Genomic DNA, 16,904 nt, shown 5'->3' with positions numbered 1-16,904 from the left:
CTTTCTCTGCCCGGTCTTCACCGGGGTCAACTCTATCCGAATTAGACCCTAATGCGATTTGTATTAAGGCGCTTTGTTGCGTCTGGGATAATTCAATAATGAATCAAACACATACTTTTTGTGACACATTAGTTTCAACTTCAAACCCTCTAAAACAATTGGGTTGGAAACCATTTTTTCAGCAACAACTGACATTAGACGATTACGACAACACTATCTTTGCTCGTGTAATTGCACATCACCGAAGTGGTTATTTATTGGCAACAGAAACTGGGCAAGTTCATCTTAATGCCCACCATTCTTTACCCAATATGACCGTCGGAGACTGGGTAATCTTAAATGAAGATCAGCAATTTGTTCGCTTACTGGATCGCTTGAGCCTCTTTAGCCGCAAAGCCGCTGGCAGCAAAGTGGCAGAGCAACTTATCGCAGCCAATGTGGATACAGTGTTTATCGTCTGTTCCCTTAACGACGACTTCAATTTAAGTCGTATTGAACGCTATCTTGCCTTGGCTCATGAAGCCGAAGTCGAACCCGTCATCGTGCTTTCCAAAGCCGATTTGTGTGACAATACTGATGAACTAAAAAGCCAAGTACAGAAGCTCGACCCTCTATTAGCTATAGAGACAGTCAACGGCTTAGAAATAGAGAGTGCTTCTAAACTCATGACCTGGTGCAAAGAAGGACAAACCCTCGCTTTTATCGGTTCTTCAGGCGTTGGCAAATCAACTCTTGTTAATGCATTACTCGGGCAACAAGAACAGGCAACTGGGCATATTCGTGAAGACGATAGCAAAGGGCGACATACAACTACATCGCGCTCTATCCATCTATTACCTGATGGCGGCATCTTGATTGATACTCCGGGAATGCGCGAGCTTCAACTAGCAGATTGTGAATCGGGGGTCAGTGAGGCATTTTCTGACATTGAGGCGCTCGCTCAGCGTTGTCGCTTTGGCAATTGTAAGCACCAAACTGAGCCAGGCTGCGCAGTTCAAACTGCGATTGCAAATGGCAAACTGGAGGTTCGTCGTTTCAATAACTATCAAAAACTATTGCGAGAACAAGCCTTTAACGGCGCGACTTTGGCAGAGCAACGAGCACAAAGTCGACGATTCGGTAAACTTGCTCGCAATGCCATGAGTGATAAGCGCAGGCGCCAACAAAGTTATTAATTTGTTGCGTTTGAGTTGTCAATAAAATCAAAGGAGACGAAAGTCTCCTTTTTAACAACTTTATTAAAAACCATTACTCATAACTAATGATAATTTTCAACATAAAAATCTTATTTAAATAACATTGAGCAAACATTTAATCCAAAAACAAACTAAAACTAGACACAAAATATTACCAAGCTAAGATATGTGATATTCAGCAAGAAAATGGCTGAATTTATAAAAACAGGATAATTGATAATCATGTGTCTTAGTGACCAGAAGCAATGCTCACCCCTTGTAATATAAGGGCATTATCGCCGTGTAATGATGGACTATTGCCCTGCCACTCTGGCATAAAATTGCAGGAATGATGTATGCAACACAACAGCCTCGTTGCCCGATATGCTCGTGGTAACCTCGTCGTCCAGATCCTTGTCGGTATCGTCTTTGGTATTTTGCTCGCGACAATTTCTCCAAGCCATGCCGAAAGCGCGGGATTAATTGGTAGCCTTTTTGTCGGCGCGCTTAAAGCGATCGCGCCAATTCTTGTGTTTATTTTGGTTGCCGCTTCAATTGCAAACCAAAAGAAAAACCAACACACTTACATGCGCCCAATCGTTGTACTGTACCTGATGGGTACATTCTTCGCGGCGCTATCAGCAGTGGTTCTAAGCTTCCTTTTCCCGACCAATTTAACGCTTGTCACCGGCGCTGAAGGTGCAACGCCTCCTCAAGGTATTGCTGAAATTCTACGCACATTGTTGTTTAAACTGGTCGACAACCCAGTAAATGCACTAGTAGAAGCAAACTACATCGGCATTCTTGCTTGGGGTGTGGGTCTGGGTCTTGCACTACACCACGCATCGGCAACAACGAAGGCCGTATTTGAAGATCTAAGCCACAGCGTGTCTCACATTGTGCGCTTTATCATTCGTCTTGCACCATTTGGTATCTTTGGCTTGGTTGCTTCAACGTTTGCGACAACGGGCTTTAGCGCGCTAGCAAGCTACGCACACCTTCTGGCGGTTCTTCTTGGCGCAATGATGATCATCGCACTCGTTGTAAACCCGGCGATCGTGTTCGTTAAAACCAAACAAAACCCTTACCCACTTGTATTCCGTTGTCTACGTGAAAGTGGTGTAACAGCGTTCTTCACTCGTTCAAGTGCGGCGAATATTCCAGTAAACATGGCACTATGTGAGAAGCTAAAACTGGACGAGGATACATACTCAGTATCTATCCCTCTAGGTGCGACCATCAACATGGCTGGTGCTGCAATCACTATCACAACGCTAACGCTTGCAGCTGTGCACACTATGGGTATCGAAGTTGATCTACTGACTGCGCTACTTCTAAGTATTGTAGCTGCGGTTTCTGCATGCGGCGCATCAGGTGTTGCAGGCGGCTCTCTACTACTTATCCCACTTGCGTGTGGCCTGTTTGGTATCTCAAACGACGTAGCAATGCAGGTTGTAGCGGTTGGCTTCATTATCGGTGTGATTCAAGACTCTGCAGAAACTGCGCTAAACAGCTCAACAGACGTTGTCTTTACGGCAGCAGTTTGTAAATCAGAGCAGCAAAAAGCTCAGTAAGACTGACAGAACAAATAGAAAGGGGAGCCGATGATGGCTCCCCTTTTTTGTTTAATTGCGCTCAATTATGCGGTGACCAGAGCCACTTCTTCAATCGGGAAGTGTTTGCTTGGTTCAACAAACTCTTGCTGCGCCGCGATAGTTTGCAGCTCCCATTCGCCTGCATGATACGTTGCACTTAACACCCCGTAGCACGCGTCATGACAATGTTGGAAAGCTTGTTTAGGAGACCAGCCTTTTAAGAGTCCCGCGGTAAAAATAGCTGAAATAAGATCGCCCACGCCAACAGGTTGTTTAGCAAACTCAAATTGAGGACGCTTCGCAAGGTAAATACCTTCTTGCGTAGCCAATAGCATGTTAAAGCTGCCATTTTCTAGGCAGTAAAGGTGCTTAACTAGCACCACTTTTGGACCTTTCTCTAGCGCACGTTGGCATGCGGTGATCGCATCGTCTAGTGAGTGGATTTCCATCTCAGCAAATTGACTTAGCTCGAATTGGTTCGGAACGATCACGTCCGCCATTGGCATCAAACGCGTTAGAAGATTTTCAGCAATGCCCGGAGCCACAATGCAGCCTTTGTCTGGCGCGCCCATCACAGGGTCGCAAACGTAAAGTGCGTTCGGGTTCGCTTGCTTCACTTTCGTCACGGTATCTTCAACAGCAAGGCACTGCTCTGCGCTACCTTGGTAGCCCGTCAATACCGCTTGGCACTTTTCCAGCGCGCCGATGTTACCAAGTCCACGAACTAACTCGCTGATGTCTTCAGCCGCAAACGCTCGCCCAGTCCAGCCTTCTTGATACTGCGTGTGGTTAGAAAATTGAACGGTATGAATCGGCCATACTTCGAAGCCCATGCGTTGCATTGGGAAAACAGCACTGCTGTTACCAGCATGACCAAAAGAAACATGAGATTGTATAGAGAGGATACCTTGCATAGTACCTTACCTCTTATTGTAGTTATCGATAGTTCAAAGACAGCGGCAAGCGCCAGTTTTGCGAAACCAGTAGTGTATCCGACAAACCAAGATTCTCTAACTCAATTCTCCTCGATATCTTCAGAGTAAGTTGGAGCGTTGGTTTTCAACACCATCTTCTTAATTTCCATTTTGTCTTTATTCAGTGCGATTTCTAGGGTATCTCCTTCCCTTATCCTAAGCTGAGCCAGGATTACGCTTGGAATGACTACGGCGGTGTCGTCACCGATTTTAACAGGTTGACTTATCATCTTTCGTCCTCCAAATGTCGAAAATGAGTTTTCACGTCATTGGATGTCTAGCCTCAAATACGTTGAGCTGACTTGGGTTTGGCGTAACATTTTAAAGACAAAAGAAAAGCCTCAATCTTGAGGCTTTTGGATAAGATAGGTTATGGTTGAAGGAAGTTTTGAGTGAAATCGAGCGCCTCTTTAGAAAGTTTTTTTTCGTTGGGCGATGTGCTTGCCTGACCTTCTGCTGTTACCGTTGTCATGTTAGGCTGAAAATCTAGTGTTGATGCCTCCTCCCAAGCCTCGGAGGCTTCTTTACTCTCGTCATTCAACACCGCATTGAGCTCCTCTTCCGCAGGAAAATACGCTTCGCGTTTGTACACTTTGTTAAGGGCTCGAATAATAGAGTGCTTTCTCACCATTCCTGAGGCCAGCTTTCTTTGCAACGGCTTCGCTATGGACTGCAATCCAACGACAACATCAACACCAATATTGGTCGCCACTTCATCACGCAACGTACGCGCAGGTTGGTAGCCCATATTGGCAGAAAGAAACAGCCAAACGTAAGCAATTGCATTACCCGTTTTACCTTTATCCTTCCACGCTTCGCCAGCATGATACATCGCTTTAGCACTGCCACCTTCCGCGGCCCGTTCCAGCCAGTAGCAACCTTTAACCATGCTTTTTTCTGTACCAATGCCATTTAGGTAACATAAGCCGACTTGGATCTTGCCATCTGCACTGTCTTTTTCCGCCGCTTTCATAAACCAGTAAAGCGCATCTGCACTGCGTCCTGCACTATTGTCTGGTGAAAGCTGCCATTCCCCCATATAAATCATGGCATCAATGCAGCCTTCTTCGGCGGCAGTTTCAATCAGTTGGTTACCTTTTGGGATATTTTTTTCAGTTCCTCGACCAAAGACCAAGGCCTTGCCCGTCGAAAATTTCGCTTCGGTATCCCCTTCCATTCCCGCAATTGCGGTACGCCAGAAGTTTGCCTGCTCTTTTAAAATCACATCTTCGCGCATGCGTTCACTTAAGCGAACAATGCCGTACATCCCCGTCACATTGTCCAATTTAGCGGCTTTATCATACCAATACAGCGCTTGACGAATGTTGTCCTTTTCGGCTTCTTTCGCTAGAAATAAAATGGTGGGGATATGCCCGGTTTCTGCTTTGAACTCTCGCTCTTTACGCTCTTGCTCTCGCGCTTTATGCATCGCCTTTCGATAAGCGGCTTCGCGAGCTTTCCTCTCTGCCTCGAGTCTCTGTTTCCGCATCGACAACGAGATCATCCACACAAATATCAGGACGAGTGAAAGGCCAGTTGCCGCAATGGCAATGCCCATACTACTCATAAATAGCCTCTTTTGGTTTCAGGGCCCAATTCAACTCCCTTTCAGGGAAATCTTATGATTACGCGCCGACGTAACGCCGACTACCTTCATTATATAACGACCACTTAGCGAAAATCTGAAGCTTGCGAAGACTTAATGGCGGTATTTTATTCAACATCACTGCAACTTATTTTTAAAAGAAAAATATAGCCCTCATTTTTATAGAACTTAATCACGGTTTTGGGGCTGAGACATTCTCATCCCCTATCATCCCCCCTTACTCCTCCCATAAAAATTCACATTTTAATGATGTGCAGAACCTCTCACTATGCGCCTGTTTTATTATTTAATTTGTGAACAAAATCGACTGTGACAGAAAATTTGCACCTGTAAAAAACTTAACAGCCTGCTCTCACATTTTGCTGATGATTCAGTGTATTAGCATCTAATTGAACATTTCCTTTTTTGGCATCTGCCTTTCTAGCGTGTGCAAAACCTTCTTGATGATTGAGTCAGCGAAGGCAGCGCGCAGCTCAATATCAATTCAATAACAATGGATTTGTAAACGTGGACAATAAGACATTTAAATTATCAACAATTGCCAAAACCGTACTGCCTTTGATTTCCGTCGCGGTAATCAGCGGTTGTGGTAGTGATAGCACGAACGAAGATACGACGAACCCTGGCTCAGGCTTGTACCCTGCGGGAGAGAACGAAGTCGTCATTTATTACAAACGTGATGTAGCATCAGCTTCAACAGCAAGCGACTACGAAGGTTGGGGCTTGCACCTATGGAACGGTGAGGGCTGTACCAGCACAGATTTAGACGCAATGGGCATTCCGGGAACAGGAACGGATTGGTCTGCGCCACACCCATTCGATGGCATCAACGACACCTACGGTGCTTACTACGTACTGAAAATAAACCCTGACGCCTCTGACCCACACGAATGCATGAACTTCATTCTGCACAAAGGTGATGAGAAAGCGTTCGGCAGCGCAAACTCAAAAGTAGAGTTGACGAAAATCGGCGAATCGAAAGGGTTGTTTGGCTTCCACGGCAGCAGTGAACTTTACTACGAGCCAATAGAAGAGCGCCCTGTTGATATTGATGGTCAAAAAGCCCATTGGTTAGACGCCAACACCATCGCATGGGAAGCGGCGACCAGTGCGGATTCCATGAAGCTGTTCTACAGCCTTAGCAATGACATCAAAATGGATGAAGATAAGCAAATCTCTGGCGGTACAGCGGTTGAGCTGACAAAGGCTGGTGAGTTGTCTGATGGTCTGAAATCACGCTTCCGTCACCTTGCTAGCCTTCAAGCTGCGGGTATCGATGTCGATGACGCGACCTTGCGTACGATCCTGAAGTCACAAATCGTTATGGTGGCTTACAACGCAAATGGTGACGTCATTTCTGCAACTGAAGTGCAAAAACCGGGCGTTTTGGATGCGGTGTTTGCCGATTCCAAGGCAGGTAACGCGATCGGTCAAGAACTCGGTGCGATTGTGGAAGGCGGTGCCGCAACCTTCAAACTATGGGCACCAACTGCCCAAGATGTTGATCTGATAATCTACGATGAAAACTTAGCTGAAGAAGCGACCGTTGCCATGACGGAAGACCCAGAAACAGGTATCTGGGTTTCTGAGGCACAAAGCAACGTTGTCAACAAATACTATCGCTACCAAGTTAAGGTATACCACCCAACAACTGGCGTCGTTGAAACGCGTTTGGTAACAGACCCATATTCAATGAGCTTGTCTAAGAACTCACGATACTCGCAAGTGGTTGATTTAGATGATCCAAGCTTAATGCCTCAAGATTGGAAAAACTACGCACGCCCAACGGTTAAAAAAGACGAAGACCACGTCCTTTACGAGTCACACATTCGTGATTTCAGCTTTAACGACAGCAAAGGCACACCAAGTCTTGATGGCAAATATCTGGCGCTTACAGAACCTGAGCGCGAGTCTGTATCTCACTTACAAACCCTGAAAGATGCTGGCCTAACAACGCTACATATCCTGCCTGCGTTTGATATTGCAACCGTGGATGAAGACGCTGACCAGCGAGTCGATATCACCGACACCGTGGGTAAACTTTGTGGCATCAAGCCAGAAGCCTCCATTTGTGAGACCGAAGATGACGGCAAAGTGATTGAAGAGGTATTAAATAGCTACGACCCAACAACGGGCAAAGCACAAGCGTTGATGAACGATCTTCGCATGCTAGACAGCTTCAACTGGGGTTACGACCCTTACCACTACACCGTGCCAGAAGGCAGTTATGCGACCGATCCTAACGGGTCTAAGCGTATTCTTGAGTTCCGCGAAATGGTTCAAGCGACGCATAAAATGGATCTGAAACTGGTCATGGACGTCGTGTACAACCACACAAATGCATCTGGTGTGAACGAAAAATCAGTACTGGATAAGATTGTCCCTGGGTACTACCACCGCCTAAACGTCAACACTGGCGGCGTCGAAAACTCAACCTGTTGTGATAACACCGCAACCGAGAACTTGATGATGGGTAAACTAATGGTTGACTCATTGATGGTATGGGCGGATGACTATAAAGTCGATGGTTTCCGTTTTGACCTTATGGGCCACCAGCCGAAAGATGTGATGGTTTACGCACTTGAAAAAGTCCGTGAAATTGATCCGAATACTCTGTTCTACGGCGAAGGTTGGGACTTTGGTGAAGTCGCGCAAAATGCTCGTTTCGATCAGGCGACACAAGTCAACATGGCGGGGACAGAAATCGGTACTTTCTCTGATCGTCTGCGTGACGCAGTTCGTGGCGGAAGCCCGTTTGATGGCGGTGTAGATTCTGAAGGTAAGCACCCACTTCGCTTTAACCAAGGCTTTGGTAATGCTGCTTATCCTAACGAAGAAACCAAAACTGACGCAGAATCGGTGAATGGTCGTTTACACAACCAAGATCTGGTTCGTCTAGGTATGGCTGGTAACTTGGCTGACTACATCCTTCTTGATTACAAAGGCGAAACCAAACTGGGTAAGAACGTTGATTACAATGGTGCGCCTGCAGGCTACACAAAAGTGCCATCAGAGAACATCTCTTACGTATCTAAGCACGACAACCAAACATTGTGGGATAACAACGCCTACAAGATTGCGACAGGCACTTCATCTGCCGAGCGTGCACGTATGCAGTCTGTGTCCCTATCAACGGTGATGCTTGGTCAAGGCATTCCATTCATCCACATGGGTTCTGAGCTATTGCGCTCTAAATCTATGCAGCGCGACTCGTACGATTCTGGTGACTGGTTCAACCGTGTATTCTTCGACGGAAGCGACAATAACTGGAACGTTGGTCTACCACGTGAAGACAAAGACGGTGCAAACTGGGAGCTGATCAAAACCATCGTTGGTGACAGCACGGCGAAACCAGATTCAACCGACATCGAGCTGACTAAGCAACAATTCCTAGAGCTACTAAAAATCCGTAGCACAAGCGAACTATTCCGCCTAGATACCGCGCAAGAAGTGATGAACCGTGTTGACTTCCGCAACGTAGGGAAAGACCAAATGGAAGGCTTGATTGTGATGTCTATCGACGATGGTACATCAGCAGGTGCCGATTTGGATTCGAACTACGATGCTATCGTGGCGGTTGTGAACTCAACATCAACTGAGAAATCTTTCAAAGTTGCTGGCGCAACTGGTTTCGAGTTACATGAAGTTCAACAAAACTCTGCGGATGACATCGTGAAAGGTGCAAGCTTCACCAATGAAACGTTCAAAGTACCAGCACTGACAACAGCGGTATTCGTGCAGCCACAAAACGGCGCGCAAGGTGCTGGCCTACCAGTAAACACGGATAACAAAGACGTATCGAGTATTCCTCCTTACGGCGAAACCGTTGTTTACGTGAAAGGCACGATGAACGAGTGGTCTGATAGCAGTGATTGGGCGATGACCTTTATTGGCAACGGTATGTACTCTGTAACTGGCGTTCTTGAAGCTGGTGAACACGAGTTCAAATTCGCGGACTCTGGTTGGGCAAATCCAAACATCGGTTGTGATGCTGCGAATATAGCTTCTGGTTCACTAGAATTAGGTTCAGAAGGTAACTGTAAGCTGTCTGTTGCTGAAACAGGTAAGTACAACTTCACTCTGAACGCGCTGCATGTTCAAGATGAAAGCGTAGAAAAACCGGTCGTGTCAGTGACCAAGTCAGCAGATGCACCAACATTCGGTGAAACAGCACTTTACTTACGTGGCACTATTACTACATGGGATGCTCCAGCACAAGACTCAACAGCGAAGTTCAGCTATGTTGCAAATGACGTTTATTCGCTAGACATTGACCTAGCGGCGGGCAACTACGAGATGAAAGTTGCGAGCGCAGACTGGGCAGCAGACACCAACTTCGGTGGCGAAGGCAGTGTTGAGCTTGGTAAAGCGCTAACGATGGAAGTCGGTGGCGGTAGTGCAAACCTGAAAATTGCGATTGCAGAAGCAGGAAATTACAACTTCCACTTCAACGCGGCTGACAAGTCGGCGCCAATCGTGACGGTAACGAAAAACTAGTTTCATTTAAAAACATCCGTAATGAAAAAGGGGAAGCATCACGCTTCCCCTTTGTTTTGTTGGCGTCACTAAATGGTGGATACCAAAATCAAAAAGGTGTTAGTTTCCCCAAATCTGTTCAACAAACTCAGGATGATCAATGAATGGATTACGATTGCCCTGAAAATCAGACACTTGTTGATTGCGGTTTCGTTCTTTTTCACTAACGGGATCATTTTTGTGCCAACGTTTCAGCATGTTTAACACCCAGGGTTCAAAAACCGTCGAACTTGAACCATCAAGGACAGCATCCGCATTGCTTGAATTACCTTCCCAATTACCTACAACATTTTCATAACGGGTCGCCATGTAGAAATAAGCACGGGCGAAGTCGCCCTTAAACTCATCAATCGGCTCAAACACCATACCGGAGTAGCCCAGACTAGTGCTTGCTTGGCCAAGTTTAGAGCCATTACTAGACACGTAGGTCGCGGTGCCCACTTCACCAAATGGCCAATTACTGCGCTTCGCGTTTACATAACCATCGGTTGCAAACAAGTGATGACCGTCTGAGTTCATCGGCTCAACCTTACCGCCAAACCAGCTTTTCGGGAAAGAGTGCTCACGGTTGTAGCAATCCCCTTCCGTTTTGTATTGGCCACATTGGTCTGTGACTTTGGTAAAGCTTACTGTATCGCTACCAGATGGCTTTTCAGAATACATATCGAGAATAGAGCCATCATTTTCGTAATAACGATCAATATCGGCATCTTTTACCAAGGTCCACACCGCAGAATAACCTCGGCTGGAGTGATTATTGATAATGTTAAACAGCGCCGTTTTTAGAGCGTAGCCCGTCTTACCAGATGCCGCTTGATAGTAACCATCAACCACTGGTGGGGTCGTGGTTGAGTCACCTAACGTAAAATCGGTGGTTTCACTTTTCGAGAATTCAGCGCCAGAAGCAAGAGTCTTATCTCCCTCAGTCAGAATGTACGACCCCGCGCCACTGCCACAACAAATGCCGTCACCATACTCGTCTTGAATCGTGAATTGGTAGTTACCGTCAGCTAAGCACATGCTCTTTTCAATGGTGATTGCTGACTCATATCCCTGACCAGAAAACAGTACTTCGGCTTGGTTATTTTTTAACATCCAGCTAGTTTCTGAACCATAATTATCTGTTGTGAGAGTCAAGACCACTTGGTGATCACTACAACTTTCTACAGGAGGTTGTGTACTCGTCTCAGTCGGTTGAAAATTATCGACGTAGACAACTTCTGAGCCATCAAAACTGGCTTCATCGTAAAAACGCAAACCGACGTTGATGGTCTTGTTCGAGCTCGCTGTGTAGTTGTGCGCCAGCTCTTGCCACTGGTTTACCTGCTGCGGATCTGAGTAATTGTGATAACCATCAACCACCAGACGTGCTTTTACATTTCCTTCGGTGTGATAAACCGAGACAGAAAACGGATAGGTTTTCCCTTGCTCCACATTAATGGTTTGCAAAAGGTCAGTGTTGCTTTGGGTACCTGTATTCACGACGACTTGAGCAGCCAGGCCGCCCGATTTGATTTGTTCGCTGCTTGGCGACACCGCGATGCCAGCGTCAATCACTGACCACTGCGTAGGTACATTGCCATTCCACTGTTCAAAGTCACCGTTGATAATTTGGCTATATGCAAACGGAGAGCTAACAGCAGCAAGGAGACAGAGGGAGTTCGTTATGGATTTCATTATACTTTTCCATTAGTTATATAAATCCCAAACACGATAAACATATTAGTGGGGCATAAGTAATCCTTCAGTCACATTTTTACGTTGCACAAGTGTTAATTTACTTTTTAATGTGCAGCTTATCTCACAAATATCCATCTGCTGAAAACAAACGCCAATACAAAAAGCGAAGCAACTTGTTGGCTACATCGTCGTAAAACCATTAAGGGAAAAGTAAAACAGACAGAAAAAAGCCAAGTGTGCGCCTATGGGGGTCAGCAACAACACTTGGCTTGTTTATAAGAAAGCTTGTGGTCAGCTCAACTGGTGAGCATCAATTCTGGATAATTCCTTAAGGTTTTACCGCAAAGAATCGTCCTTGTAGTGGCGACATCAGAATCTGATATTGACCATTGCTCGGAGTAATTTTTTCATTCGTGAGCAAATCCACCAACTCACCAGTACCAACACTCTCCTGAGTAAGAGTGACGCTTCTAGCGCTCTCTAAGGTATTTAGCGCAAACAAGACTTTGTCCGAACCAGATTGTTTCAAGTCCACATAACTGCCGTTACTCGCAACTAAATTCGTGCGTGACCCTTGATAAAGTGCAGGATGCGCATCGCGCATTGTCATCAGCGATGTCACATAAGATTTGAGATCGGCTTGGTTTGCATCAAGCGTCGCCGTCACGCCTTCAATTTTCGCACTGCTGCGCGCAACGTGATCATCGCACAAACCTTGAATGGCACAGGTGCTGTTGTCTTCTTTTGCGGCAAAACCATCCACTTGATCCCCGATTTCATCACCGTAGTACAACGTGATTGGCCCGGTGTACGCCGCTTGGAAAGCAAACGCGGCTTTATGGCGTAACCAATATTCTGCATCATTCACATCCGCCAAGTTTCCGCGCTGTAACAAGTCACCAAAGCGCACTAAATCATGGTTGCCGATCATCAAATTCGGCTGCGCATGTGTTGGATATTGGTTGTGTGTGCTGTAGCCGTTGTCTAACCAATCCACACCGCGACCACCCACGCCGCTCTCATTCACGGCCAAAGTTTCAACGATGCGATATCGCATAGGGAAGTCAAACGCAGAGCACAATGCTGGATCGCTGTTCGATCCATACGCCTCATTCGCAATCTCAGACTCCCCTTTCCAAATCTCTGCCACCATGTAACCCAACGGATTCACTTGATCGCCTTTGCTATTGGTGTACGTCACACTTTGTGAGGCTTCATCGACGGCTTTACGAAGTTGTGTCCAAGCGTCTGTCGGAACTTGATAGGCTTGATCTAAACGCCAGCCGTCAATCTTGAGTTCTTTGATCCAATACGTCGCCACCTCTTTGTAGAAATCGAGACTGGCTGGGTAATCCACGGGATTGCTTGAGCCTGAAGGCAACAAGCCGGAAGGCGAGGGTTTGATCAAACCATTCTTATGGTGGCCAAATACGCCATCAAAAAATACGTACAGACCGCGTTTGTGTGCTTCTTCGACTAAAGTTTTCGCGGTCGCTAAGTCACCAAATTTGGGGTCGATTTTAAAGTAATCTGTCGCAAAATAGCCGGTGGCGTCCAAACGATCCGCCCAATGATCTTGTCCTGCTATCTCTTCTGACTCAAAAACTGGCGTCAACCAAATCGCATTCATCCCTAAGTCTTGGATGTAATCGAGTGAATCAATCACTCCTTGCAAATCGCCGTTATGATGGCTGGTGCCATAACCTGTACCGTGACCAATGCTCGCATCACCATCCACAAAACTCTCTACCATGATTTGATAAGTACGAAGTTGGTTACTTTGCGCCATGACATTGGCTTGGCAAGCATAACTGGTATCCGGTAGCGGAGTGCTGCTATTAGTGTCGCCACCACCAGAAGAATTACACGCAGATAAAGCACCAATCACACTTAACGCAAGCAACGATCGAGACAGGCGATGGTTACGTAGGATATTACGCATTTTATTCTCCCTAACTTACTCAAATAAACTACGGAAATTTGAGTAATAAAATTAACCCCGACATGTGTTTCATGCAGGGGTTAATAAATAAAAATAGATTTTAAATAATTGAATTGAATATTATTGGCACTTATTTACCATGACATGAACAGGTTTGCCTTTTCCTTCAAACTGAAGACTCCATACATATTTACCATCTTCTTTAATATCAACCGAAGTATCCGTACCGTAACCACCAAATGTTAATGGTGTTAATTCACCAACGTTCATTCTATTACCTTTTGCGGTAAATTGTGGGAACCACAACTCGGTCGCATACTGCATTTTGTAGGAGCCTACTTTTTCTTGAACCACGGCTTGGTAGAAATTATTCCCTTTGTAGGTGTATTGACGCTGAGGCACGTGTTTCCAATCGGAATCCGCAAAAGTACCCACCACAAATAGTGGTTTAGAAATAGGTCCTTTCGCTGTGCTGTCTGGGTTGTCACACGCTTTCATGAAAGCAACCACTTCGTCTTGAGACATATTAACAACTGGCTCTGTGGCCGCTTCAGGTTCTGCCGTCGATTGACAACCTACTAAGGCAACAAGTAGGGCAGCAGCAAGAGAGGTCTTCATCATGTTCATTTCACGTAATTCCTTTTTAGTATATCCAAAGCAAAATAAACTCAACGGTTAAAAGAAATATTAATCGTTATTAAAATGGAAATATCAAACGCCAAATAAATATCGTCAGATTGCGAATTTAAATCACTTCGAGAAGTTTGTTTATTTCCTAAGTACAAAAAATAAGTTAGGAACTGCCATTAATTATTGATCCAACCTATATAAAAAACAAAGTAATAAAAATAATTATGTGAATAAGGTAACTCTATGTAGGGGTATTTTTATTGGTTTATTTTCTATGAAAAAGGTCAGCATTTCGCTGACCTTTTTTATCTGATTATTTTCTATTTACGGCTTTCACAAACACTTGTTGTGCACCTTCGATACCCAGCTCTTTTGCTTCATCAAGCAAAGTGAGCGCTTTCGGAATATCATTCGCTGCGACTGCTGCTTCAATGGAGCTGTAGTAGTAGCTAGTAAGGTCCGTACCTTGGGGAATGTTATCGTTTTTCGCAACAATCTTAGTATTCACGATATCATTCGCGGATACCGAAAAGCGGAACTGACCAAGTGGGCTATGTTTCGCTAGAGGGTCTGCAATATCTGGCGGCTGAGTGTGGCGCGCCATGGCGAAGGCTTTTGCAGGGTGTAAAACTTGTGTACTTCCTTTTAGATCGGCGGAAGTCGTGTAAACCAACACATGCAGATCGTTACCTGTCATGTCTGGAATCACATTGAGATCAAGTACGAATTTATCGTTGTCCAACAGTTTTGCTGGTTCATACTTAAACTTTGAAAAATCTGCTTGGTAAATGGTTTCTCCTGCCGAGTTCATCACTGCGACATTAGGAGCATAAAATTGAAGTTCTTTACTTACGAATGTCTCTAATTTGATATCGAGACTGCCACGGTTACCTGGAAGAGCAAACGCTGCAATAGCGCCAGCACTGTTACCATCCAACAACATTTGGCTTTTATCAGTCAAAGCGAATTCAGTAACCACAGGCACGTTAAGCGGTACCCATTGAATATCACCCGATTGCGTGATCACTTGTTGCTGACCTTTTGGACTCATCTCTACTTGTTCTACAGACGCACAACCAGTAGCCAACATGCCCAGCAGTACGGGAGCAAGCCATTTTTTCATTACTGTCTACCTCGACTCTTTATTGTTTTTTAAATAAATACAGCCAGATAAGTTCTGGCTGTATCATTCTAGGACAATTTAGGACTTAGTGGTTAGATGATTACCACCAAGCTTCAGCTTGTACACCGAACTGGAACGTATCGTCTGAACGACCGTTGTCAAATGTGTTTGAGTTGTCTTCTTTGTCAGCCGTTAGGTAAGAAGCGTAAACACGGATTTCAGGACGAGCCCAGAAGCTAGAGCCAGCAGACCATGCTTGAGCAACAGTTAGCTTACCGTATTTGTTTTCTTCGCCGTCGTTATCGTCGATAGCGTAACCAGCTTCGAAAATAGTTTTGTGGTTGTCATCCCATTTGTACATTGGACGAACAACAACAGACATTGTTTCCCACTTGTCTTGGCCAGCCCACATGTCTTCACCAACACCGTACACTAACTGGTGACCCATTTCCCAGCTGTCGCCCATGCCGATTACACCCCAGTTGATTAGGCGGTAACCAGATGCACCGTTGTCAGCTTCTGCGCCGTACCAGCTACCGTCGCCGTAGAATGCCATTGTTTTAGAGTAACCTTCAGTACCGTACTGAAGCACTGTTTTGTTGAAACCAGCGTCTAGACCTTGAGTCAATTCTGCTGTGAACATTACGCCGTTTTTCGCATCTTTAGTGCCGTTTGGCGCAGCGTCAGTTTCGTTAAGAATTGCGTAGTTCAAGCCCATTTCTAGAGAGCCGTTGTCCCATAGAGGAAGACCTGCGTAACGTACGTCTAGAGTGTTTACGTTTGTTGCGCCACCATCGTTGCCTGGGTCTGCGATATCGCCGCGGTCGTTACGAACCCAAGCGAAAGAAACTTTACCAGGACCAGCTTCGATACCTTCAACACCAGCGCCCGCGCCAGAGATGTTCCAGTAGTAGAAGTCAGAGATATGAATGTCGTGACGTTGGTAGTAGCGTTTACCTGCCCAAAGCGTTGCTTCAGGAGCAAAGTTTAGTAGGCCTTTAGCTTGAACGTTGAACTGACGTAGTGCGAATTGTGCATCGTCTACACATTTCACTTCGCCGTTATCCAAACCACAGTTAGCAGAAGTGCTTTCCCAGTCGTTTGAACCATTAGAAGTCATTGCAACCATAGAGTCTACGTAGAACGTTTTGCCGTTGTTGTTGTAAACTTCTTTACCTAGTTGAATCTCGCCGTAGATATCGCTTTCATTACCTAGACGACCGATCTTGTTCTTTTCGAATGTTAATTGTTGACCACCGTCAGCGTTCACGCCAACGCCAGCACGCATGTAACCGTGGAAATCCACTGCGAATGCAGAACCAGCAGCTAAAGTTGCAGCTACAGCAGCAGCAATTGCACTTACTTTTTTCATTCTTAACTCCATTAAGGGTATTTATAATTCTGTCTTCCCTGCTCACTCTTTTAGGTGAATATAGGCAGTAAAAACACACCTAAAGAAAGAGAGGTAAGATGGGAACGAATCCCCGTTTGTTTCAACAGTTGTGAGATTACCCGAGGCGTACAAGGATGACTTCCTCCGCCCTAAACTAATTTAAGGGGGATGAGAAGGGAGTAGAAAATTTACCGAATGGTGTTTTTTCGAGTCAGATCACCAATCTAGGGAGGAATTAGTAAGTTTGTTC

At 45.6% G+C, this 16,904-nt stretch carries 11 protein-coding genes; 3 read left to right on the top strand and 8 right to left on the bottom strand.

The features are described 5' to 3' along the window. The first annotated feature begins 98 nt into the window (after positions 1-98). Complete coding sequence (gene rsgA, locus R7F64_RS01115) at positions 99-1,175, top strand: ribosome small subunit-dependent GTPase A (RefSeq protein WP_053303911.1); 1,077 nt, start codon at positions 99-101, stop codon at positions 1,173-1,175. Between the two features lie 356 nt (positions 1,176-1,531). Then, positions 1,532-2,749, top strand: a complete 1,218-nt coding sequence (gene sstT, locus R7F64_RS01110) for a serine/threonine transporter SstT (RefSeq protein WP_005374821.1) — start codon at positions 1,532-1,534, stop codon at positions 2,747-2,749. 65 nt (positions 2,750-2,814) lie between these two features. Here sstT and pdxY read toward each other — a convergent pair whose 3' ends face one another. The 3 genes from pdxY to R7F64_RS01095 form a co-directional block, all read right to left on the bottom strand. Next, the gene (gene pdxY / locus R7F64_RS01105) at positions 2,815-3,684 is read right to left on the bottom strand and encodes a pyridoxal kinase PdxY (RefSeq protein ID WP_042522192.1); all 870 of its coding nucleotides are present in this window, start codon (positions 3,682-3,684) and stop codon (positions 2,815-2,817) included. A 101-nt stretch (positions 3,685-3,785) separates the two neighbouring features. Further along, positions 3,786-3,974 (bottom strand): AbrB/MazE/SpoVT family DNA-binding domain-containing protein, encoded by a 189-nt coding sequence (locus tag R7F64_RS01100; protein ID WP_042522194.1) that lies wholly within the window; start codon positions 3,972-3,974, stop codon positions 3,786-3,788. 140 nt (positions 3,975-4,114) lie between these two features. Continuing rightward, positions 4,115-5,311 (bottom strand): tetratricopeptide repeat protein, encoded by a 1,197-nt coding sequence (locus R7F64_RS01095; RefSeq protein WP_258497934.1) that lies wholly within the window; start codon positions 5,309-5,311, stop codon positions 4,115-4,117. Between the two features lie 546 nt (positions 5,312-5,857). Here R7F64_RS01095 and pulA point away from each other — a divergent pair. Continuing rightward, the gene (gene pulA, locus R7F64_RS01090) at positions 5,858-9,847 is read left to right on the top strand and encodes a pullulanase-type alpha-1,6-glucosidase (RefSeq protein WP_318071383.1); all 3,990 of its coding nucleotides are present in this window, start codon (positions 5,858-5,860) and stop codon (positions 9,845-9,847) included. Between the two features lie 99 nt (positions 9,848-9,946). Here the strand turns inward: pulA and R7F64_RS01085 are convergent, their stop codons facing one another. The 5 genes from R7F64_RS01085 to R7F64_RS01065 all read right to left on the bottom strand — a co-directional run bounded on the left by R7F64_RS01085 (position 9,947) and on the right by R7F64_RS01065 (position 16,633). Beyond that, entirely contained in the window at positions 9,947-11,563 is a 1,617-nt protein-coding gene (locus tag R7F64_RS01085) for an endonuclease (RefSeq protein WP_318071382.1), read from the bottom strand. Between the two features lie 331 nt (positions 11,564-11,894). Next, complete coding sequence (locus R7F64_RS01080; protein ID WP_017820115.1) at positions 11,895-13,508, bottom strand: alpha-amylase family glycosyl hydrolase; 1,614 nt, start codon at positions 13,506-13,508, stop codon at positions 11,895-11,897. 120 nt (positions 13,509-13,628) lie between these two features. Further along, positions 13,629-14,135 carry a hypothetical protein gene (locus R7F64_RS01075; RefSeq protein WP_017634473.1) on the bottom strand — a complete coding sequence of 169 codons (507 nt, stop codon included), beginning with the start codon at positions 14,133-14,135 and terminating at the stop codon, positions 13,629-13,631. A 316-nt stretch (positions 14,136-14,451) separates the two neighbouring features. Beyond that, a complete protein-coding gene (locus R7F64_RS01070) occupies positions 14,452-15,261 on the bottom strand; it encodes a MalM family protein (protein WP_005374786.1) in 810 nt (269 codons plus the stop codon). A 100-nt stretch (positions 15,262-15,361) separates the two neighbouring features. After that, on the bottom strand, positions 15,362-16,633 hold the full coding sequence (locus tag R7F64_RS01065; RefSeq protein ID WP_005374784.1) for a maltoporin: 1,272 nt from the start codon (positions 16,631-16,633) through the stop codon (positions 15,362-15,364). Between the last annotated feature and the right edge of the window lie 271 nt (positions 16,634-16,904).

It is taken from the genome of Vibrio sp. Vb1980 (assembly GCF_033338615.1).
Lineage (GTDB): Bacteria > Pseudomonadota > Gammaproteobacteria > Enterobacterales > Vibrionaceae > Vibrio > Vibrio alginolyticus.
The sequence above is the reverse complement of the archived record's forward strand: the minus strand, read 5'-3'. Positions and strand labels throughout refer to the sequence as shown.

Coding starts and splice junctions, on each gene's coding strand:
- rsgA (WP_053303911.1), top strand. CDS start 99: ATGAATCAAACACATACTTTTTGTGACACATTAGTTTCAACTTCAAAC.
- sstT (WP_005374821.1), top strand. CDS start 1,532: ATGCAACACAACAGCCTCGTTGCCCGATATGCTCGTGGTAACCTCGTC.
- pdxY (WP_042522192.1), bottom strand. CDS start 3,684: ATGCAAGGTATCCTCTCTATACAATCTCATGTTTCTTTTGGTCATGCT.
- R7F64_RS01100 (WP_042522194.1), bottom strand. CDS start 3,974: ATGATAAGTCAACCTGTTAAAATCGGTGACGACACCGCCGTAGTCATT.
- R7F64_RS01095 (WP_258497934.1), bottom strand. CDS start 5,311: ATGAGTAGTATGGGCATTGCCATTGCGGCAACTGGCCTTTCACTCGTC.
- R7F64_RS01085 (WP_318071382.1), bottom strand. CDS start 11,563: ATGAAATCCATAACGAACTCCCTCTGTCTCCTTGCTGCTGTTAGCTCT.
- R7F64_RS01080 (WP_017820115.1), bottom strand. CDS start 13,508: ATGCGTAATATCCTACGTAACCATCGCCTGTCTCGATCGTTGCTTGCG.
- R7F64_RS01075 (WP_017634473.1), bottom strand. CDS start 14,135: ATGAACATGATGAAGACCTCTCTTGCTGCTGCCCTACTTGTTGCCTTA.
- R7F64_RS01070 (WP_005374786.1), bottom strand. CDS start 15,261: ATGAAAAAATGGCTTGCTCCCGTACTGCTGGGCATGTTGGCTACTGGT.
- R7F64_RS01065 (WP_005374784.1), bottom strand. CDS start 16,633: ATGAAAAAAGTAAGTGCAATTGCTGCTGCTGTAGCTGCAACTTTAGCT.